Raw genomic sequence first — 20,919 nt, 5'->3', positions numbered from 1 at the left:
AAAAGGCATTTTTGTTTCTTTCTAGAGGCATCTATTTATTGCAATTTATTTCCCGATCTTTGCAAGATAGATAAAATGAAGAATTATAAATTCTATGAAAGTGGAAAATCTATCTAGTCGAGATAAAAAATATTTATGGCATCCATTGACCCAGCATAAGTTGGGTAAACCACAGTTACCAATAACTAGGGCAAAGGGTGCTTTATTGTTTGATGAGGAAGGAAAAGAATATATTGATGGTATTGCATCTTGGTATACCGTAATGTATGGTCATGCAAATGATGATATAATCTCGGCAATGAGCCAGCAAATGCAGAAGTTAGATTTTGTAATGTTCAGTGGTCTTACGCACGAGCCGGCAATAGAATTATCAGAAAAATTAATGGCCATTTTGCCGGATAATCAAGCAAAGCTATTCTTCAACGATAATGGTTCTACCGCTATTGAAGCTGCGATAAAAATGTCGCTTCAATATTTTCATAATAATGGGGAGAAAAGAGATACGTTAATTGCTTTTGAAGATGGTTTTCATGGCGATACATTCGGAGCTATGAGTGCATCCGGTCTGTCATCTTATAACGGTCCGTTTGAAGATTTCCTGTTAAAAGTGGTGCGAATACCTGTTCCGCAAGAAGATAATATTGAAGAGGTAAAAACCACGCTTTCTAAAATTTTAGATGAAAATGATTGTGCGGCATTTGTTTTTGAACCTTTAGTACAAGGAGCTGCCGGTATGAAATTTCATTCTGCAGAAGGATTAGATGCTTTAATAAGTCTATGTCAAAAACATGAGGTGTTATGTATTGCCGATGAAATAATGACCGGTTTTGGTAAAACAGGAAAGAACTTTGCATCGGATCATTTATCGAACAAGCCTGATATTATTTGTCTAAGTAAGGCTTTAACGGCTGGTATGTTTCCTTTGAGTATTACCAGTTGTTCACAGAAAATTTATGACCGTTTTCTTAGTGATGAGGTGCATAAAGGTTTTTTTCATGCGCATACTTTTAGCGCGCATCCTTTAGGTTGTGCAGCTGCTTTGGCAGGAATTGAACTTTTAAATTCACCAGAAATTATAGAAAGAAGAAACTATATTGAAAATGCTCATAACGCATATGCTAGCAAAATTCAGAATCATAAAAAAGTAAAAGAGGTTAGGGTAATGGGTGCTATTCTTGCCATAGACCTTGAAATAAAAATGGAACGTTATGGTAGCTTGCGAGACGAACTTTATAATTTCTTTTTGGAAAGAGGGGTGTTGTTAAGACCTTTAGGTAATACTATTTATACGTTACCACCTTACGTAATTACAGATATTCAACTTCAGAAGATTTACGACGCAATCACTGAGGCTTTAGATACATTTTAGATTAGAATTTGAAAGAAAAAATATCCATAACAGCAATAGCTTCAATGTCACCTTTAGGTAGTACGTTAGAAGAAGCTTGGCAATCATATCAGAACGATGATCATTACTTTTCTTTATCAGAAATAAATGGTTCTGAAACTTGGGCGGCACCCTTATCTACATCTGCAAGATTACTAGTAGAAGAACTAAGGGAGTCTGATAGTAAATACAGAAAATTAGATGACAGTGTGTTATTTGCAATGGTAGCTTCAAGAATGGCGGTGAAGCAATCTGGTTGGGAAAATACAGCTGAATTCGGTATTAACATGGGCTCTTCTAGAGGGGCTACAAAGTTGTTTGAAGAATATCATGCTGAATTTTTGGATACTGGTATTTCATCTACATTAAGTTCACCTACTACCACACTTGGTAATATATCATCATGGGTATCGCATGATTTAGGAGCCACAGGTCCAGAAATATCACATTCCATTACTTGTTCCACAGGCTTACATTCGGTATTGAATGGAGTGGCGTGGCTAACAAGTGGTATGTCAACTAAATTTTTGGTGGGTGCCAGTGAAGCTCCATTGACCAATTTCACCATTGCCCAAATGAAGGCATTAAAGATTTATGCAAAAGCACCTGAGTCGAATACAGATTCAGTAGTCGATAACTTAGTGGTAACTGAGCGTAGCCGAAGTTATCCTTGCCAAGCATTAAACATGGAAAAACATTACAATACCATGATATTAGGTGAAGCAGCCTCGGTGGCGTGTTTAGAAACGGGTATTGTAGAAAATGCTTTAGCAGTGATTGAAGGCGTAGGGTTTGCTACGGAAATATTAAAACATAATACTTCCATTTCCGCGAACGCCGTTTGCTTTCAAAAATCCATGAAAATGGCTTTGGGTAATTTAAATCCTGCTGAGGTAGATGCTATTGTAATGCATGCGCCAGGTACTATAAAAGGAGACTCATCAGAATTTAATGCCATTAAAGATATATTTGGTGAAAATATGCCTCAATTGACCACTAATAAATGGAAGATAGGTCATACGTTCGCTACATCCGGAATGCTAAATCTAGAATTAGCGATTTTAATGTTGCAGCATAACAAGATGATTTCAGTACCTTTTGTAGCATCAGAATCTACGAATAGTAATCTTAAAAAAATACTGGTAAATGCTGTAGGTTTTGGTGGAAATGCGGTAAGTATTTTGATATGTAAAAATGAATAATCAACTTTAGACAACGCGGTAAGTTATTATTTTAAAAACATCCAATTATTTTTTCAGTATAAATTCCGTTATTTTTGAACCCTGGTAACAACCTAAGATTATATGAGCAAAGCAAGACATAATTGGTCAAAAGAAGAAATCCTAGAAATATACAACAAGCCTTTAATGGAGCTACTTTATGAAGCTGCAACCGTACACAGGAAAAATCATGATCCCAATACGGTACAAGTTTCTACATTGCTTTCTATTAAAACAGGTGGTTGTCCAGAAGATTGTGGCTATTGTCCGCAAGCAGCACGTTATCACACGGATATTGAGGGTAACGATCTTATGGCTGTTTCTCAGGTAAAAGCTCAGGCGCTAAGAGCAAAAGCATCTGGTAGTTCTCGTGTATGTATGGGTGCTGCGTGGAGAAACGTAAAAGACGGACCTGAATTTGATCAAGTATTAGAAATGGTACGTACCATTAACAAGCTTGATATGGAGGTTTGCTGTACGTTAGGTATGATTACAGAGAATCAGGCAAAACGTTTGGCAGAGGCAGGTTTATACGCTTACAACCACAATTTAGATACTTCAGAAGATTATTATAAAGATGTTATTTCTACACGTGCCTTTGAGGATCGTTTAGATACTATTGAAAATGTTCGTAAAAGTAATGTAACCGTTTGTAGCGGTGGTATTATTGGGATGGGTGAAGCATTGGAAGATAGAGCAGGTATGTTAGTTGCTTTGACATCATTGAATCCGCAACCGGAATCAGTGCCAATTAATGCATTGGTTGCCGTAGAAGGTACACCTATGGAAGATATAGAGCCAGTTTCTATATGGGATATGATCCGTATGGTAGCTACTACAAGAATAGTAATGCCAGAGACGCAGGTACGTTTATCTGCAGGTCGTACGGAAATGAGTAGAGAAGGACAGGCAATGTGTTTCTTTGCCGGTGCCAATTCTATTTTTGCAGGCGATAAGTTATTGACGACTCCAAATCCTGATGTAAATGAAGATATGGCGATGTTTAAAATGTTAGGTCTAAATCCGCAAAAGCCATTTACAAAGGTATCACAACCTAAAACTGTAGAAGCAGAAGATTCTCAGATTGAATCTTTAGGTGAAAAACCAAAATGGTCTAGACCCGGTCATTCTATTGAGCGTAATGAAACTGCGAAGCAAAAAGCCAAAATTGTTGAATAATACTACATTATTACATTTTTAAGAAATTATTTTCTTAACGTTAATTACCTTTGTTTTCCCTAAAAAACCATGTGTAATTGAAGTTAGCAGATATTCCAAGGGTAAAACATATTACCAAGGAGCACTTTATTAAAGATTACTTTAAACCTCAAAAGCCTGTTGTGTTAGAACAGGCTATTGAAGATTGGCCTGCTTTTAAAAAGTGGAATCTAGATTATATTAAGGAAATAGCTGGTGATATCACGGTGCCTTTATATGATGATAGACCTGTGCAGCATAAAGATGGTTTCAATGAACCGCATGCCAAAATGAAAATGTCGGCATATGTGGATTTATTGAAGAAAGAGCCTACCAAGTATAGAATATTTCTTTGGAATATTTTGAAGGAAGTACCAGCACTGCAAAAGGATTATAAGTTTCCTGATTTCGGATTAAGACTTTTAAAAGGGGTGCCAATGATGTTTTTTGGCGGACGTGACTCTTACACTTTTATGCATTACGATATTGATTTGGCGAATATATTTCACTTTCATTTCGATGGAGAAAAAGAGGTAGTGCTGTTTCCGCAGTCAGAAACGGAAAATCTATATAAGGTACCACATTCGTTAATTACCCATGAGAGCATAGATTTCTCAAATCCGGATTATGACAAGTGGCCGGCATTAAAAAATGCAAACGGATTTAAAACAACCCTCTCTCATGGAGAAGTTTTATATATGCCAGAAGGTTATTGGCATTATATGAAATACAATACTCCGGGCTTCTCAATGAGTTTACGTGCATTGGCGCGTAATCCCAAAAACTTGGCGAAAGCATCGTATAATATTCTTATAATGCGTTATTATGATGTGCTTATGCGAAAGCTAAAAGGGCAAGATTGGATAGATTGGAAAAATGAAAAGGCTATTTCTAGAACGAATAGTACGTTAAAAGCTTAAGGAATCAATTCCCTTAATTTCTCATAAACCAAGTGACTTTCCCAGCCTCTGTATAATAAATAATCGGCTAGTTTTTTTCTACGCTTTTGAATATTGGTTTCGGTAATTTGCTGCAATCTTTTATGAGCTAAATCATCTAAAGTAGTTAGGTATGCTTCAGGTTCAATTTCTTTTAAGGCAGTAGTAATATTGTATTTAGAAATATTTCTGAATTTCAGTTCTCTGACAATTCTATTTTTTCCCCATTTTTTAATGTTGAATTTGCCACGAGCAAAACTCTTTGCAAAGCGTTCTTCGTTTAAAAACCGGTCTTCAATAAGTTGGGCAATAATGGTATCGACTGCTAATGGGATCATACCCATGTCTTTCAATTTTGAAACTACTTCTTTATGGCAGCGATCTTGGTAAGCACAGTAGCTTTCTATTTTTTTAGTAGCTTCCTGAACAGTGTAGCCTTTAGTTTTTTCGTTCAAATTAGAAATTTAGATAGTATTTAAAATTAAGACGATAATGCTGCAAGAATATATCCAAAACCAATGGACAAAATAAAAAATATAATTAAAGTCCCTGCAAGAATAGCCATAAATAGTAAAACTTTAAGAATTGATTCTGCAACGCTTAAATTGTAAAGTTTTCCATAAGCGTATGTATAATAAAAAACTAAAAAGAATACTGTTATAAGATAAACAGATGGCGATGTAAAAACTGAAATTGTAAAGATTATTGATGTAACTATAAAAGAAATGCTTTGTATGTAAGAGTTAATTATCAAATGTTCCGCATAATTATAGGGTTTTCGGTAAACAAGAAAAGCCATATAGGTGTAAAGTGGCATTAATAAAATTACTAACAAGTTGAAATACTTGAGCATGAATGAACTTGCATTAGTATTAATTTCTAGGACTTCTTTTTCATATGCTACTTTGTCAAAACTATCTCCTATTTGTTTCTCCATCATATTTGACATTATGGAAATTGATTGCTTACTTGATTCTAGGTTGAGAGCTAGGTATTGATCCGCGAAAAAATTGAATAAAAATATGGCTATAGCAGTTGTTAATCCTAGAATGGTAAAAGGATTCATATAGCGCTTTCTTGTGCCGCCAAGATATTCTCTGAAGACAACATGGGGTCTTAATAATAAGTTTTTTATGGTAAAGAAAAATTTATTGTCCCAGCCAAGAAGATTATTCGAAAGGTCGGTGGCTAGTCCTTTTATAGTTAATCTATCATTAACAATTTTAGCACCACATTGATTACAAAATAAAGAATAGTTTACTAGAGTTGAAGAGCAGTTTTTGCAGGACATTTACTTTGGTTGGTTAGGAAATTGATGGTTAAAATACATAAAAACCTAAAACAAAAAAAGCGACTCTGTTTAGAGTCGCTTGGTTTTTTATATTAGTAAAATACAAATCTACTTTAAACTATTACCTCTTATAAAAAGTTATAGCCAAGTACTATAGAAAGCACTTTGTAATCAGACGAAATAGCTGCATAGTTACTAAGTAATGCTCTTCTAGGGTTGTAGTTTAATTTAATGCTAGCATTTTTGCGAGCAAAACCTAGTCCAAAATTAAATGAAGTTCTTGGTTTAATTTCAAAATCACTACTAGATTCGAAATCTATTTTTGAATCTAAAGCTGTATCTATTTGAAATGCTGTATTTATAAATATTCTGGAGTCTGAATTAAGAAAAAAGTAATGCCTAACTCCAATAGATGTTTCAATTGATTTATAGTCTACCGAAACTTTTTGAAACTCTAATTGTTCTTTACCATCAAAGCTTTGATACATAGGTTGAATAAACAAAGACCATTTATTTTTATTAAATGGTAATACAGCTTCAAGTTCGACACCAAACCTTATACTTGAGTTGTTTTCAAGTTCAAAATTAGTACTTGATTGAGGCGACTTAAAATCCACAGAGGCAGAATTTAAACCAGCACGTATGCCTAAATTAAATACGTTTTTATTGTTGTTTTGTGAGGTGGTAGAGTTTACATAGTTAGGATTCTTGCATTTATTGTATAAGGTAAAAAACGAAAGTAATTCAGATTTTCTATAATCAGTAGATTTTACATCATTAAGAGATAAATTTCCGCATTTTAAGTCATCCCACAATTGTTTTTTATATTCAGTATTCTCTCCAATACGATTGTTTTCTGTGAGATACTTTTTATAAATTAATTGTGTTGTAGAAGCGTTGTTTAAGTTGTAAAAGAATCTTATTAGATTACTGTCTTCATAATAAAATAAATTTGCATCACCTTCGGCTAGCTGTTCAAGAAATAAGGTTTCTTGGGTGAATTCAGCTTCTTTTATCTTGCTTAATCTTTTAAGAATCGACTTAGACCTATCTATTTTTGTGTCTTTTCTTATATACTTTTTTCCGTTTTCAATAGAGAATTCGGCTATGTTGTAGATTCCACCTTCTTGAACTTCAGCATTAGAGTCAATTTTATATTCAAATTTTGTTGGGTTGTTTTTCCAGCCATTGTTCTTAATAAGGCAATTTATCTTTTCTCCGGAATTATTAATAATATATCCTGGTTCAAAGGTAATTTGGGCAAAGGTGTTGAAACTCAAAAAAGTCAATAGTAACACAGATAGATATTTTTTCATCTTCAATTGAAATGGTTAAGATTAGTTAATATGCTTCATTCATTTTTGGCAACAAAAAAAGCGACTCCTTAAGGAAATCGCTTTTTTCATTAATATATTGTTTTGCCGTCTTTGTTTTTAAAACGGTATTCTAGATACGTATACGCATCCCGCGGTTGAATTTTAATCCATTTTTTGTACTCTAAGAACCATTTTGTTCTCATTGATGGAAAACCTTTTGTAATATAGGCTGCTATAAAGGGATGTATATTTAAAGTTATACTGCTGTCCTTTTTAGGGCCTTTAAGAAGTTTTTCAAGGTCCGCTGTAATTTTATCTATTAAAACAATAGGTGCTTCCACCTGTTTCCCTGCATTGTTAGGGTCCTCTTCAGTTGTTTTAATATTCATTTCAGGTCGTACCCTTTGTCGGGTAATCTGAATTAAACCAAATTTACTAGGAGGTAGTATTTTATGTTTGGCACGATCATCTTTCATCTCATCTCTAAGATGTTCAAAAAGCCTTTTTCTATGTTGTGGTTTTACCATATCGATAAAATCTACCACTATAATTCCGCCCATATCACGAAGACGTAGTTGTCTTGCAATTTCAGAAGCGGATAAAAGATTTACCTCTAAGGCAGTATCTTCTTGATTTTTAGCTTTGTTTGATCTATTACCACTATTAACGTCTATAACATGAAGTGCTTCAGTATGCTCTATAATTAAATAGGCTCCTTTGCTCATAGCTGCAGTACGGCCAAAAGACGTTTTAATCTGTCTTTCAATACCAAACTTTTCAAAAATAGGTACGTTGGTGTTATAGTGCTTTACGATGCTCTCTTTTTCTGGAGCGATCTCTGCCACATAATCCTTAATTTCATTAAATAAGGTGGTGTCATCCACATGTATTCCTGTAAAACTATCATTGAATACATCTCTTAATATAGAAGATGCTCTATTGAGTTCTACAAATACTTTTGATGGTGTTTGAGCACGATGTAATTTTTTACACATTGCTGTCCATTTGTTCAGCAAGTTTTCTAGATCTTTGTCCAGTTCTGCGACTTTTTGTCCCTCTGCAACTGTTCTAATGATAACACCAAAACCTTTGGGTTTAATGCTTCTAACGAGTCTTTTTAACCTGTCTTTCTCTTCTTTGCTACCTATCTTTTGAGATACGGATACACGATCAGAAAAAGGAACCATTACCAAGTAACGCCCAGCTATTGATAGCTCAGAACTAATTCTTGGTCCTTTAGTAGATATAGGTTCTTTTACAATTTGAACCAATAATGATTGGTTCGCTTTTATAACATCGGTAATAATACCGTTTTTGTCAATATCGGTCTCGAACGGGAAATTTTCTAAAGTGTAATCCTTTAGTTTTCCTGTGCTCACTTGTTTAATGAACTTAAGCATAGAAGATAACTGCGGGCCAAGGTCATGATAATGCAAGAATGCATCTTTTTCATAACCAACGTTTACAAACGCCGCATTTAAACCGGTAACCGGTTTTCTGATTTTGGCAAGAAATATATCGCCAACAGAAAAGTCGTTACTGTTTTCCTCTTTATGTAGTTCAGTGAGTTTTCCGTCCTTTAGCAAGGCAAAGTCAACAGATTGGGAACTAGATCTTACGATTAATTCTCTATTCACCTGAATATTTTTTTGTCGTTCACCTAAAAAACAGGTAACGAACTGATTAAACAATACCATAGACAAATACATATGTATCTGCCGAAATCCAAATTTTGGATCTCTATGTCAATGAACGTATTTTAAAAAGAAAAAGTAGTTATAAAACTACTTTTTCTTGTGTCGGTTAGCTCTTCTACGCTTCTTGCGCTTGTGTGTAGCTACCTTATGTCTCTTTCTTTTTTTACCGCTTGGCATAAAGTTCTTTTTTTAAGTTAATTATTTTACGTGTACGTTGCTCTTAACTCCTTCTACAAAAACCTTGGCAGGTTTAAATGCTGGAATGTTGTGAGCGGGTATTTTAATAGTTGTGTTTTTGGAAATATTTCTACCGGTTTTTTCGGCTCTAGTTTTAATGATAAAACTACCAAAACCTCTTAGGTAAACATTATCACCACTTTCTAATGATGTTTTTACCTCTTCCATAAAAGATTCAACAGTTGCCTGTACATCTCCTTTTTCAATTCCCAGCTTATCTGAGATCTTCGATACAATTTCCGCTTTCGTCATCTTTCAATATTAGATTTTCTGTATGTTTTTTCGGGTTGCAAATATATAAATTAAATTCAATCTTTCTTTCTAATGGGTTAATTTTAAGTGTATAAACTGCTACTTTTATAACTTAGTATCAAAGAGCATGTCATTTTCGGGTAAAATTTTAGATTGGTATCATCAAAATAAGCGCAGTTTACCATGGCGCGAGACCTCTGATCCATACAAAATATGGCTATCGGAAATTATATTGCAACAAACACGTGTGGCTCAGGGAACCCCGTATTACTTGAGTTTTGTAGCAAATTTCCCAACTGTTAACGATCTTGCGAGTGCTAAAGAAGAACAGGTGTTAAAACTTTGGCAAGGGCTTGGTTATTATTCAAGAGCTAGAAATCTTCATGCCGCTGCAAAAATGGTCGTTAAGGAGTATGAAGGTAAGTTTCCTGATAACTATAAGAAACTTTTAACACTAAAAGGGGTGGGTGACTACACTGCTAGTGCTATTTCGTCTATATGTTTTAACGAACCACAGGCGGTAGTTGATGGAAATGTATATAGAGTGCTCGCTAGATATTATGGTATAGATACACCTATTAATAGTACTAGTGGTGTCAAATATTTTAAAAGCTTGGCCCAAAAAGTAATGGATCCTGCTAATATTCGAGATTATAATCAAGGTATTATGGAGTTTGGGGCAATACAATGCTCGCCAAAAAAACCTTTATGTTTACTTTGTCCTTTAAATGATAGTTGTGTTGCCTTAGAAAAAGGCTTGGTAGATGCCTTGCCGGTTAAGTTAAAAAAGACAAAAGTGCGAAATAGGTACTTCAATTATCTTATACCTATATATAAGGATACTGATGGGAATCAATTTACAAGTCTAAATCAAAGAACGGGCAAAGGCATTTGGCAAAACTTATGGCAGTTTCCTTTGTTAGAATCAAAAGAGGTATTAGAAATAGAGGATATTACTATAAGGTATAAAGAAGCGCTAAATGATATAGATGCTAATGAAGTTCTATGTTTCAATGAGAATGCTGTAGTACATAAATTATCACATCAACATTTACATACAAAGTTTTGGTTGGTCTATACGAATGACAATTTCAATGACATGATTCCGGTTGAAAAAATAACCGATTTTCCGGTACCGGTTTTAATTGCAGATTTTATCAAAGCATTTAAATTTTAGTACTTTTGAATTTTATATCTTTAAGTTATGAGCGGTACATTGAATAAGGTAATGTTGATTGGGCATTTAGGTGATGAAGTTAAAATGCATTATTTTGAAGGAGGCGGTAGTATTGGTAGGTTTCCAATAGCTACTAATGAGACATATACCAATAAATCTACTGGTGAGCGTGTTACAAATACAGATTGGCACAATGTGGTGGTTAGAAATAAAGCTGCTGAAATTTGTGAAAAATATTTAAGTAAAGGCGATAAGGTTTATGTAGAGGGCAGATTGAAAAATCGTCAATGGCAAGGTGAGGATGGTAATACCAGATATTCAACTGAGGTACATGTGCAAGAATTTACTTTTTTAACTACTAAGAAAGAAGGTATGCAGAATAATGGTGGTTCAGCTCCTACTGCTCAGAAACCGGCAAGTACTGAAACTAAAGCACCGTCTAAAGCTGCTGCTCCTGCACCCGCAAGTCCAGAAGAGGATGATGATTTACCGTTCTAAATATAATTTAAATAGTAACTATTGGACCCAGACCCCTTACCGTTATTAATGACAACATTGGTTGTAAACGGTGTTTTTGCAATGAATATAGTTGTACTATGTGTACTGCTTATTTGCTCTGCACTTATTTCTGGTGCTGAAGTAGCCATGTTCGGCTTATCTACGACCGAAATAAAAGAACTACAAGATGAAAAATCTGCTAAGAGTTCCATTTTAATAAAACTTCTTGAACGACCTAAAAAACTATTGGCAACCATATTGATCGCAAATAATGCTATTAATATTGGAGTAGTATTACTGTTTAGTATTATAGGGGATACCCTTTTTGAAAATGTCAACCAGGTATTATTTGGTATAGTATCGGTACGCTTTTTATTAGAAGTCGTGGTTGCTACTTTTCTAATTTTAATGTTCGGTGAAATATTACCCAAGGTCTATGCCAATAGAAATAGAATGAGCTTTGCGCATTTTATGGCATACCCATTGAGAGTGTTAGATTTTATTTTTGCTCCATTGAGTTTGCCCATGCGATCAGGTACCCTGTTTTTGTATAATAAGCTTGGTAAGCAGAAATCTAGTTTAAGTGTAGATCAATTGTCTCAGGCATTGGACCTGACATCTCAAGGCGATACCACAAAAGAGGAGAAAAAGATTCTAGAGGGTATTGTAACCTTTGGTAATACGGATACCAAACAGGTAATGCGACCTCGTATAGATATTTTTGCTCTTAATGAACAGATGAAATTTCCTGAAGTGCTTGGGGAAATCAAAAAACATGGATATTCAAGAATTCCGGTTTTTGGTGAGAATATAGATACCGTAAAAGGAGTTCTGTATGTGAAGGATCTATTGCCATATTTAGACCGAAAGACCTTTAATTGGATGACCTTGATAAGAGAGCCTTATTTCGTTCCCGAAAATAAAAAACTAGATGATTTATTGGGTGAATTTCAAGAGAAGAAAAACCACCTGGCTATAGTTGTAGATGAATATGGTGGTACTTCTGGGTTAGTTTCATTAGAAGATATTATTGAAGAAATTGTTGGGGATATTAGTGATGAATTTGATGATGAAGATTTAATATTTTCTAAGTTGGATGATTTTAATTATGTCTTTGAAGGTAAAACACCTCTAAAAGATTTTTATAGAGTTATTAAGTTAGAGGATAATGATTTATTTGAGGAAAATAAAGGAGAATCTGAAACCTTGGCAGGCTTTGTTTTAGAAAAAGCAGGTAGTTTTCCAAGACGTGGAGAAAAAATAATGTTCGAGTCCTATACCTTTGTGGTTGAAGCGATGGACAAAAAAAGATTGAAACAAATAAAAGTTACCTTACCACATGAAGAGTAAGTCATTCGTTACGTTTTTAGTAGTATTTCTTTTGATGGCCAGCTGTAAAGATGAGCAAGTACTACCCAAACCAAAGGCTAAAATGCGATTAGAGTATCCGCAGGGAAAATTGGCGGATTTAGAAACAGAGAACTTTAGATTTAAATACAATCAACTGGCAAATGCAGAGCCAAATGGAGATCAGGCCTATACTATCTCTTATCCAGAGATGAAAGGTGCTATTTTTTTAAGCTATAAAAAGATTAATGGTAATTTGTCTCAGTTGATCAATGATTCTAAAAGACTTAGTTATGAGCATGCTGCAAAAGCAGATAATATCGTAGAACAACCGTATGTGAATCCAGATGAGAGAATCTATGGCGCTTTATTTGAAGTACAAGGCAACGCAGCATCTCAATCGCAATTTTTTGTAACCGATAGTACAGAGCATTTTCTAACAGGTTCCGTTTATTTTTATACGAAACCTAATTATGACTCTATTTTACCTGCAGCATCATATCTTCAGAATGATATAAGGGGAATTATTGAAACCTTAAGGTGGAAAAAATAAATACGCATGATGACAAAGCAAGACCTTTTAGATTGTCACGAACGAATAACTCCATTTATTCATAATACGTCAGTTCTAACATCAAGATTAATTGACAAGGAAGTCAATGCAAAGGTATTCTTCAAATGCGAGAATTTTCAAAGAGCAGGAGCCTATAAAATGCGAGGGGCTACCAATGCAATCCTGCAATTATCCGAAGAACAAAAGAAAAGTGGCGTAGTCACACATTCGTCAGGTAATTTTGCACAAGCTTTATCATTAGCCGCTCAGAGTGTAGGTGTTACGGCGCATATTGTAATGCCAAATACAGCTCCGGAAGTCAAAAAAGTAGGGGTTAGAGAGTATCTGGGGAAAATTTATGAGTGTGAGCCAACAGTAGAAGCAAGGCAATCTTTAGCGGATGAAATAGGACGGAAAACGGGAGCAATTTTTGTGCACCCTTCAAATGACAATGATGTTATTTTAGGTCAAGGTACGGCAGCATTGGAATTATTGGAAAAGCAACCGGATTTAGATTTTATATTTTGCCCAGTTGGTGGTGGCGGTCTAATTGCCGGTTCTGCTTTGGCGGCTAAATATTTTGGTGATGATTGTAAAGTTTATGGTGCTGAGCCTTTTGAGGCAGATGATGCTTATCGTTCTTTACAAAGTGGAAAAATAGAAAGTAATGATACCACGAATACCATTGCAGACGGGTTAAAAACAATGTTGGGCGATAAGAATTTTCCTATTATAAAAGAGCTAGTTAGTGGTATTGTTAGAATTACCGAAGATGAGATCGTAACTGCTATGAAATTGGTTTGGGAACGTATGAAAATTATCATAGAACCCTCTAGTGCGGTAACCGTGGCTGCAGTTTTGAAACAATCAAAAGAGCAGCCAGAAGTTTTTCAGAATAAAAAAATCGGTATTATCATTTCAGGCGGTAATGTAGATCTTTCTAAATTGCCCTTTTAGTAAAAGTTGGTTATTGCTTAGCAAGAATATCTTCAGCACGTTCAATACTAGAATTAATATTTTCTTTTACTTGTTGTACTTTCTCTTCTTCTTCATTTAGCCATTCTTCCTTTTCATCAGAAAGTTCTTTGCCATTCATAATTTCATCAGCATCAAAACGGTCTCCAAAACCTTGCATCCAATCCATCATAGATTTATTGGCTTCTTGTAGGTCTTTCATTGCCTTTGCTTCAACTGATTCGGATCCTAATGAATCTGCCATTGGTTTCAATTGACCTACTAATTTTCCTAAAGTTCCCATTTTTGGCATTACCTCATCATGAATGCTCATTACGTGCTCCATTTTAGAAGGCTCTTCCTCTTTTTTGGTTTCCTTGCAAGAAGTGAATGTTACTAATGCAGCTATGGCAAGTGTGTAAAGTATCTTTTTCATCTTAATTAGCTTGTGGGGTAACAGAATTTATAGTGTATTTATAATCTTTTACTTTTGTGCCGGTAATAATAGATTTTACTTCGTCAATAGAAATTAAAGAAGGGTCAAAAACAATTAGACCATTTTTATTGTCAAAGCTAATATCGGCAGAAATAACCCCGTCTTTCTCTTTTAGGTTAGAGGCAATTTTATCTGCGCACCCTTCTTGGCAGGCCATGCCGTCTATTCCAACTTCTACTGAATTCGTTATTCTGTTTTCAAGTTTGATAATATTGCTAGATTTTTCTTGAGCTAACGAAATGGTAGTAGATAAGGTGAATGCGGTTATAAAGAGAACTAATATTTTTATTTTCATAACAATAGATTTAACGTATGCGGATCATAAGCATATCTGGTTATAGTGTAAAGATACCAAATATGTAAAACGCATTAATCAATGAATTGTAAAAATAACTAGTTAAGAGGTTGATTTATTTGGAAAAAAGCTCACTTTTGTTTTAAAATTATCAGCATTGAAAAATATAGATCAAAAATGGATTTACCTAGTAATTCTATCGCTTATCTGGGGTTCTTCCTTTATATTGATAAAAAGGTCTTTGGTTGGGTATACGCCTTTGCAGGTAGGTGGGTTAAGAATTTTATTTGCATCGGTACTGTTATTTATATTGGGTTTTAAGTCTTTAAAAACACTTTCAAAAACCGATTGGAAATGGATAACTATCGCAGGGTTATGTAGTTCATTTTTTCCACCATTTTTCTTTGCATTGGCACAAATGGAAATAAGTAGTGGAATTACGTCTATTTTAAATTCTGTTGCACCTTTGTTTACCACCTTGGTTGGTATTGCGCTTTTTGGACTTTCGCTTAAAGGAAGACAAGTGTTGGGCGTTCTTATAGGTCTTCTTGGAACTGTGGTGTTAATTGCTGCGGGGATGGAGAATAATGTAAACCAAAACTATTGGTATTCATTGTTCATAATTTTTGCGGCGTTGGGTTATGCTTTTAATATTAATATCATTAAGAAGTATTTATCTCATTTAACCCCCTTGGCGGTAACGACGGCTAGTTTCGGTGTTGCCTTCTTTCCAGCATTGGTTATTTTGATGTATTCGGGGGTGTTTCAGCAATTTTTGGGTGACAGCGCTATGCACGAAGCAGTGTGGTATATAATGGCATTGGCTTTTTTAGGTACGGCATTGGCAAATATTCTATTTAATAAACTGATAAAGCTATCCAGTCCCGTATTTGCGGCTTCTGTTACCTATTTGATACCACTTGTGGCAGTGCTATGGGGCTTTTTGGATGGTGAAAATATTAGTTTTCTTCAGTTGTTAGGCGGTCTAATTATACTATTTGGGGTATGGCTGGTAAATAGAAAAAAGACAGTAACTAGGTAGAAATAGTAATATCTACTGTAACAAAATGATTTTTGACTTGTCTTTGTATAGAACTAATCAAAAAAACGGAAATCATGAAAAAAATATTAGTAGCACTACTAGCGGTAACAATGACTGTTGGCGCAATTCAGGCTCAAGAAAAATCATTCAACGTAAAATCTTTTGATAAATTAATTGTTAGCCCGCACATAGCTGTTAATCTAGTTGAAGGGGAAGAGGAAAGTGTTGTTATAGAAAATGCAAAAGTTTCTTTAGATAAAATAAATGTTGAGGTAGAGGGCAGAACGCTGCGTTTGTATTTAGACGGTGCCAAAGTGGTGACAAAATCTGAACGCATTTCAACGGATCAATGGCGTGGTAGTAAGTCACTTTATAATGGTACAATGGCAACTGCAACCGTTACCTATAGAAAGTTGGAAAATCTATCAATAAGAGGGGAAGAGGTAGTGAGATGTAAAAATCTTTTTAATGCCGATGATTTTAAAATGTCTTTATATGGCGAGGCAAAAGTGTATTTTAATTCGGTTTCCATAGATGAATTAACAGTAGCTATCTATGGTAGCAGTTACTTGGAAATAGGGGAAGGTACTGTGGCTAGACAAGTATTTAGAGCATACGGAGAGAGCGAAGTAAATACAGTAGGTATGATGGCAGATGAGACTAAAATTACAGCCTATGGTGAAAGTAATTTTAGGGTTCATGTAAAAGATAGGTTAAAGGTAACTTGCTACGGAGAAACAAATGTGAATTATATGGGTAGCCCAGAAGTGGATAAAGGATTGATTTTTGGCGAAGCAAGAATAAGAAAAATAGGATAAGCTTAACCTATAAATTAGAAAACAAAAAACCCGCTCATGAGCGGGTTTTTCTTTTTAGATAAAATTTTAGTTATTCAAAATCGGTAGGTGATACACCATCATTTACTTTGATTTCAGAAACTATAAACTCAAAAGATTGAGGACCTACGGTTTGTAGTATTTTAAAAGGAAATAAAATACCAGAAACTTCTTTGTAATCTTCAAAGTTAGAAGTGCTGGCAATTTGTTGCCCCTGCATTTCGGTTATGGTAACCTCTTGTAGTTTAAGTCCGGTTTCGGCATCAAAGAAAGCAGATTTATTTTCTCCAACCTTTAGTTTGTAGGTATTTTTATCGCCTACCATTTCCATACCTTCTATAACTACAGATTCATCGTTAATTAATTGAAGTTCAGTGAAAGGAGCAGATTCTTTTTTAATAGCTTTCAATTCCTTTTCTTCAAGATCTTTACGCTGACCTTGCATCACCATATAGCCTTTATCACCGTTTACAACTTGTTTGCTTACGGAATTACCCATCATTTGCACATCTTGCATAAGTTGATTGCTAGATGTTTTTTTAACGTTTAAGTCTAATTTCATTCCTTGCATTTCTGCTGCGGCCATCATGGCTAAGGTATTTACGCTCTCAAGTTTATCTTTTCCGCCAATAGCTGTAATATACTTTTCAAGTATGGACTTAGCTGAAACATCGGTTGGTACGGCGGCATTGTAATCTGGAGTTTCAACTCTGTCGGCAGTTTTGGAATACGCAAGAACCGGAAGTTTTTTGCCTTTAAATTCTACATTCTGAAGATTAGAAAGGACATCACTTCCTTTACCAACTACGATAACTCTGGCGTTGTCAACATTGAAATACTTTTTCGCGGCACCTTCAACATCTGCTTTGTTAACCTTGTCAAGCTTCTCGAGAAAGGTTTTGTAAAAGTCTTTAGGTAGATTCTCTTTTTCAATATTCAAGGCATATCGCGCAATAGTTTCGGGATCTTCTAGCGCCATTATAAAACTACCGGCATATACGGCTTTGGTATTTTTTAGTTCCTCATCGGTAACAGGTTTAGTGACGATAACATCAAGCTCTTTTAACATTTCAACTACAGAACTATCGGTTACCATATTTCTGACTTCTGCAGATGCACTAAATCTAGATGGACCATATTTGTCGTTGCCAATAGATGAATAGGCACCGTAAGTATAACCCTTGTCTTCTCTAAGGTTGGAATACAATCTGCTGTCAGCTCCACCGCCCAAAATCTCATTGGCTAAAAGGGCAGCGATATAATCATCGTCCTTCATTTTTAGGTTAACGATATTTTGAACCGTTATCTCTGATTGTACGGCATTTGGCATATCAACAAAATTAATTTGCGTATTAGGTACATTCTTAGGTTGAGAATAAGAGAAACTTGGTGGTACGGCTTTTGTCCAAGAGGTAAAGTAAGTCTCGGTCAATGTTTTCACTTCTTCAAGGTTAACATCCCCAATTACGATCAAGTAGGCATTTGCGGGAACAAAGTAATCTCTGTAAAACTCTTCAACATCACTAAGAGTTACATTGTTTACGGTTTCTTCTGTAGTGAATTCACCATAAGGATGATTTTTACCATAAGCTAATGCTCTTTGAACTCTACTTGAGATGGACGAAACTACTTTCTCTTCAGATTTTAACCCTGTGATAAGTTTATCTTTTTCCTTGTCAAATTCCTCTTGTGTAAAATTTGGATAAATAGCGGCATCTGCCATAAGCTCCATCATTCTAGGGAAATATTTGGAAAGTGATTGGGCGTATGCACGTTGAGCGCTAAAATAAAGTCTAGCTCCTAAAAAATCTATTTCTTCATTGAATCCTTCTTTGCTAATATTTTTAGAACCAAGCCCTAAAAGACTACCTGTTAAGCTCGCAACACCAGCTTTGTCACCTTCTGATATTGGCGGGTTATCTATAGACAATTGCATGGAAACTCTAGGTAGTTTGTGATTTTCCACCACAAGAACCTTTAATCCGTTGTTGAGGTTGAATGATTGTGGAGCTCCTAGATTAATTTCAGGTGCAGGTCCTGGTTTGGGCATAACCGTACGGTCTACCTGTGCTTGTACAGCAATAAAGGAGAATAATGTTAGTAGTAATATATATGTATTTTTCATAATCATTTTTAGTTTGCGGTATTTTGTTCAGGTAAATATTCTAGAACCAATCTTTGGTTAGGCTTTAAATACTTGTTAGCGACCTCTTTAATCTCTTCTCTGGTAATAGATCTATATACTTCTATTTCCTTGTTTATAAGAGATGTATCACCATAAAGCGCATAATACTCTGCAAGAGATTCTGCAATACCCTCAATACTGGCATTACTGTTTACAAACTGATTTTCAAACTTGTTTTGTAGTTTTTGATAATCATTTTCAGAAATAAGTTCATTTCTCAATTTCTCTACTTCTGTCTCAATAGAAGAGTTTAGTGTATTTAAACCAGTTTCGCCTACCGGAAGTGCAAAAACGATATACATGCCATAATCTTCTAAAGTAACTGGTATTGCTCCAATTTGTAAGGCCTGCTTCTCTTCGTCTACCATTTTCTTATAAAGTTTAGAAGAAGGTCCGTCAGATAAATAGGTAGAAATCATTTCTAATACTTGGCTATCTCTATTTTTAAGACCGGGAGTTCTATAGGCGATCATAGTAGCCGGTATTTGAATATTAGAGTCGTAAGCTTTTGCATTGATTTCTGATGTGAGAGGAGTTTCTTTAGGGAAGGTTCTTGTAAGTTCTGCTCCCTTTGGAATATCCTTAAAATAATCTGATATCAATTTTTTAGCATTTTCCTTCTCAAAATCGCCTGCAATGACCAAAACGGCATTGTTCGGAGCATAGAATTTTTTCTGGAAAGCTATAAATTCATCTAAAGTAGCGGCATCCAAGTCTGCCATTTTTCCAATAACCGTTTCTTTATAAGGATGGCTTTGAAAAAGGTTCTTTTTTATGTTTTCAATGAATTTTCCATAAGGAGAATTATCAACGCGAAGTCTTTTTTCTTCCTTGACCACTTCATTTTGAGTGTCAACACCTTTTTGATTGATAACAGGGTGAAGCATTCTTTCAGACTCTAGCCAAAGTCCTAATTCTAAATTGTTAGAAGGAAAAACTTCATAGTAATATGTTCTATCTTCATTGGTAGTGGCATTACCTGATCCGCCGTTTGCAGATACTATTTTGTCCCATTCTCCTCTTTCGATATTTTCAGTTCCTTCAAAAAGTAAGTGTTCAAAAAAGTGAGCAAAGCCTGTTCTTTGTGGGTCTTCGTCTTTTGATCCTACATGGTAAAATACGGAGATGGAAATAATTGGTGCGGTGTTATCTTGATGTAAAATAACGTGTAAATCGTTTTCAAGGTTGTACTCTTCGTAAGCAACCTCTTGTGCGAGTCCGGCAAATCCAATAACGGATAGTGCCGAAACCAATAGTAATTTCATTTTCATTTAAACTGTTTTAGGTTCGTGTTTAATTGTTCTGTTCTATTAGAGTCCATTCAAATTAAAATGTTACACTGAATTTTAAATTTTGTAAGAACAATCTTCAATATAGGAATTCTTTAACAGTTATTATTTTCATATATTTTGTTTAATGATTATATTAAATGTCTAAACAAAAAAATCTTTATTATGAAAAATTATGCCTTACCCCTTAGATTTGGTGTTGCCGCCAGTGGTTCTTTAATTGCTTATTTCTAAATACTATCATTACTTGGTTTGCATGTTAATGTCTTCTATAGTCTATTTAATGCGGTAATTACCGGTTTTGCCATTTTTGAGGCAATTAAATATTATAAGTTAAAAAAGGGTAGCGAATTTAGTTATGCAGGTGGTTTCATGGCTGGTTTGATAACCGGTGGCGTAGCAACACTTATTTTTACGATCTTTTTTGCATTTTATTCTACAGAAATACAGCCAGGTTTTTTAGAAGAACTATCAACAAGATGGGCAAACACATATAGAAGTTTTGAAGCCATTGTTTTTCTAGTGGTAGCTACTATGGGTTTTACCAGTAGCGTTGTTTTGACCCTTGCATTTATGCAACTATTTAAGACTTCGAACACTAGAATACTAAAGACTGTTTAAAAATCGCAAAAAACACTTGTAAATTCACGATTAAGATCTATATTTGCACCCGCCTATGGAAAAAATCCATCAGGTTTAATCATTACATTTA

The 20,919-nt window shown here is 34.9% G+C and carries 21 protein-coding genes; 12 read left to right on the top strand and 9 right to left on the bottom strand.

Going from position 1 to position 20,919, the window contains the following annotated elements; all coding sequences use genetic code 11:
• Positions 1 to 94: 94 nt before the first annotated feature.
• From bioA to P177_RS18435, 4 genes are all read left to right on the top strand, one after another.
• Entirely contained in the window at positions 95 to 1,369 is a 1,275-nt protein-coding gene (bioA, locus tag P177_RS18450; protein WP_036157181.1) for an adenosylmethionine--8-amino-7-oxononanoate transaminase, read from the top strand.
• An 8-nt stretch (positions 1,370 to 1,377) separates the two neighbouring features.
• Positions 1,378 to 2,589, top strand: coding sequence for a beta-ketoacyl synthase N-terminal-like domain-containing protein (locus tag P177_RS18445; protein WP_036157178.1), 1,212 nt, complete (start codon positions 1,378 to 1,380; stop codon positions 2,587 to 2,589).
• A gap of 102 nt (positions 2,590 to 2,691) precedes the next feature.
• Positions 2,692 to 3,786, top strand: a complete 1,095-nt coding sequence (gene bioB / locus P177_RS18440; RefSeq protein WP_036157176.1) for a biotin synthase BioB — start codon at positions 2,692 to 2,694, stop codon at positions 3,784 to 3,786.
• A 77-nt stretch (positions 3,787 to 3,863) separates the two neighbouring features.
• Positions 3,864 to 4,724 (top strand): cupin-like domain-containing protein, encoded by an 861-nt coding sequence (locus tag P177_RS18435; protein ID WP_036157174.1) that lies wholly within the window; start codon positions 3,864 to 3,866, stop codon positions 4,722 to 4,724.
• Here the strand turns inward: P177_RS18435 and P177_RS18430 are convergent.
• The 5 genes from P177_RS18430 to P177_RS18410 all read right to left on the bottom strand — a co-directional run bounded on the left by P177_RS18430 (position 4,721) and on the right by P177_RS18410 (position 9,535).
• Positions 4,721 to 5,197: a regulatory protein RecX gene (locus P177_RS18430; protein ID WP_036157172.1), complete on the bottom strand. Its 477-nt coding sequence runs from the start codon at positions 5,195 to 5,197 to the stop codon at positions 4,721 to 4,723. The two genes, P177_RS18435 and P177_RS18430, sit on opposite strands and share 4 nt — an antisense overlap.
• A 26-nt stretch (positions 5,198 to 5,223) precedes the next feature.
• Positions 5,224 to 6,033, bottom strand: coding sequence for a DUF3667 domain-containing protein (locus tag P177_RS18425; RefSeq protein ID WP_036157170.1), 810 nt, complete (start codon positions 6,031 to 6,033; stop codon positions 5,224 to 5,226).
• Positions 6,034 to 6,161: 128 nt separating this feature from the next.
• Entirely contained in the window at positions 6,162 to 7,349 is a 1,188-nt protein-coding gene (locus P177_RS18420) for a hypothetical protein (protein WP_036157168.1), read from the bottom strand.
• Between the two features lie 89 nt (positions 7,350 to 7,438).
• Positions 7,439 to 8,986: an Rne/Rng family ribonuclease gene (locus P177_RS18415; RefSeq protein ID WP_036158795.1), complete on the bottom strand. Its 1,548-nt coding sequence runs from the start codon at positions 8,984 to 8,986 to the stop codon at positions 7,439 to 7,441.
• Positions 8,987 to 9,244: 258 nt separating this feature from the next.
• Positions 9,245 to 9,535: an HU family DNA-binding protein gene (locus P177_RS18410; RefSeq protein WP_027065813.1), complete on the bottom strand. Its 291-nt coding sequence runs from the start codon at positions 9,533 to 9,535 to the stop codon at positions 9,245 to 9,247.
• Between the two features lie 127 nt (positions 9,536 to 9,662).
• Between P177_RS18410 and mutY the strand changes: the two genes are divergently transcribed.
• The 5 genes from mutY to P177_RS18385 are packed head-to-tail and all read left to right on the top strand — an operon-like array spanning position 9,663 to position 14,067.
• The gene (mutY, locus tag P177_RS18405) at positions 9,663 to 10,712 is read left to right on the top strand and encodes an A/G-specific adenine glycosylase (protein ID WP_036157166.1); all 1,050 of its coding nucleotides are present in this window, start codon (positions 9,663 to 9,665) and stop codon (positions 10,710 to 10,712) included.
• 27 nt (positions 10,713 to 10,739) lie between these two features.
• A complete protein-coding gene (locus P177_RS18400) occupies positions 10,740 to 11,210 on the top strand; it encodes a single-stranded DNA-binding protein (RefSeq protein WP_036157164.1) in 471 nt (156 codons plus the stop codon).
• A 21-nt stretch (positions 11,211 to 11,231) separates the two neighbouring features.
• Positions 11,232 to 12,560 (top strand): gliding motility-associated protein GldE, encoded by a 1,329-nt coding sequence (locus tag P177_RS18395; RefSeq protein ID WP_036157161.1) that lies wholly within the window; start codon positions 11,232 to 11,234, stop codon positions 12,558 to 12,560.
• A complete protein-coding gene (gene gldD / locus P177_RS18390) occupies positions 12,550 to 13,110 on the top strand; it encodes a gliding motility lipoprotein GldD (RefSeq protein ID WP_036157160.1) in 561 nt (186 codons plus the stop codon). The genes P177_RS18395 and gldD overlap by 11 nt, the downstream gene beginning before the upstream one ends.
• A 9-nt stretch (positions 13,111 to 13,119) precedes the next feature.
• On the top strand, positions 13,120 to 14,067 hold the full coding sequence (locus P177_RS18385; protein ID WP_036157158.1) for a pyridoxal-phosphate dependent enzyme: 948 nt from the start codon (positions 13,120 to 13,122) through the stop codon (positions 14,065 to 14,067).
• A 10-nt stretch (positions 14,068 to 14,077) separates the two neighbouring features.
• Here P177_RS18385 and P177_RS18380 read toward each other — a convergent pair whose 3' ends face one another.
• Together P177_RS18380 and P177_RS18375 are read right to left on the bottom strand one after the other, a co-directional pair.
• The gene (locus tag P177_RS18380) at positions 14,078 to 14,500 is read right to left on the bottom strand and encodes a hypothetical protein (RefSeq protein ID WP_036157156.1); all 423 of its coding nucleotides are present in this window, start codon (positions 14,498 to 14,500) and stop codon (positions 14,078 to 14,080) included.
• Position 14,501: 1 nt separating this feature from the next.
• Complete coding sequence (locus tag P177_RS18375; protein WP_036157153.1) at positions 14,502 to 14,855, bottom strand: heavy-metal-associated domain-containing protein; 354 nt, start codon at positions 14,853 to 14,855, stop codon at positions 14,502 to 14,504.
• A 157-nt stretch (positions 14,856 to 15,012) separates the two neighbouring features.
• Here P177_RS18375 and P177_RS18370 point away from each other — a divergent pair, with 157 nt between their 5' ends.
• Both P177_RS18370 and P177_RS18365 read left to right on the top strand, forming a co-directional pair.
• Entirely contained in the window at positions 15,013 to 15,897 is an 885-nt protein-coding gene (locus P177_RS18370) for a DMT family transporter (protein ID WP_036157151.1), read from the top strand.
• A 74-nt stretch (positions 15,898 to 15,971) separates the two neighbouring features.
• Positions 15,972 to 16,715 (top strand): head GIN domain-containing protein, encoded by a 744-nt coding sequence (locus tag P177_RS18365; RefSeq protein WP_084684731.1) that lies wholly within the window; start codon positions 15,972 to 15,974, stop codon positions 16,713 to 16,715.
• 70 nt (positions 16,716 to 16,785) lie between these two features.
• On the opposite strand, the gene P177_RS18360 is transcribed toward P177_RS18365, so the two are convergent.
• Positions 16,786 to 18,858, bottom strand: coding sequence for a M16 family metallopeptidase (locus P177_RS18360; RefSeq protein ID WP_036158789.1), 2,073 nt, complete (start codon positions 18,856 to 18,858; stop codon positions 16,786 to 16,788).
• 8 nt (positions 18,859 to 18,866) lie between these two features.
• Positions 18,867 to 20,189, bottom strand: a complete 1,323-nt coding sequence (locus tag P177_RS18355; RefSeq protein WP_036157149.1) for a M16 family metallopeptidase — start codon at positions 20,187 to 20,189, stop codon at positions 18,867 to 18,869.
• A 270-nt stretch (positions 20,190 to 20,459) separates the two neighbouring features.
• Here P177_RS18355 and P177_RS18350 point away from each other — a divergent pair, with 270 nt between their 5' ends.
• Positions 20,460 to 20,828 carry a DUF4199 family protein gene (locus tag P177_RS18350; RefSeq protein WP_316930799.1) on the top strand — a complete coding sequence of 123 codons (369 nt, stop codon included), beginning with the start codon at positions 20,460 to 20,462 and terminating at the stop codon, positions 20,826 to 20,828.
• Positions 20,829 to 20,919 lie beyond the last annotated feature (91 nt).

It is taken from the genome of Maribacter forsetii DSM 18668, from assembly GCF_000744105.1.
Taxonomy (GTDB): Bacteria; Bacteroidota; Bacteroidia; order Flavobacteriales; family Flavobacteriaceae; genus Maribacter; species Maribacter forsetii.
Note: the sequence above shows the minus strand (reverse complement) of the source record. Positions and strands in the feature narration are given on the sequence as shown.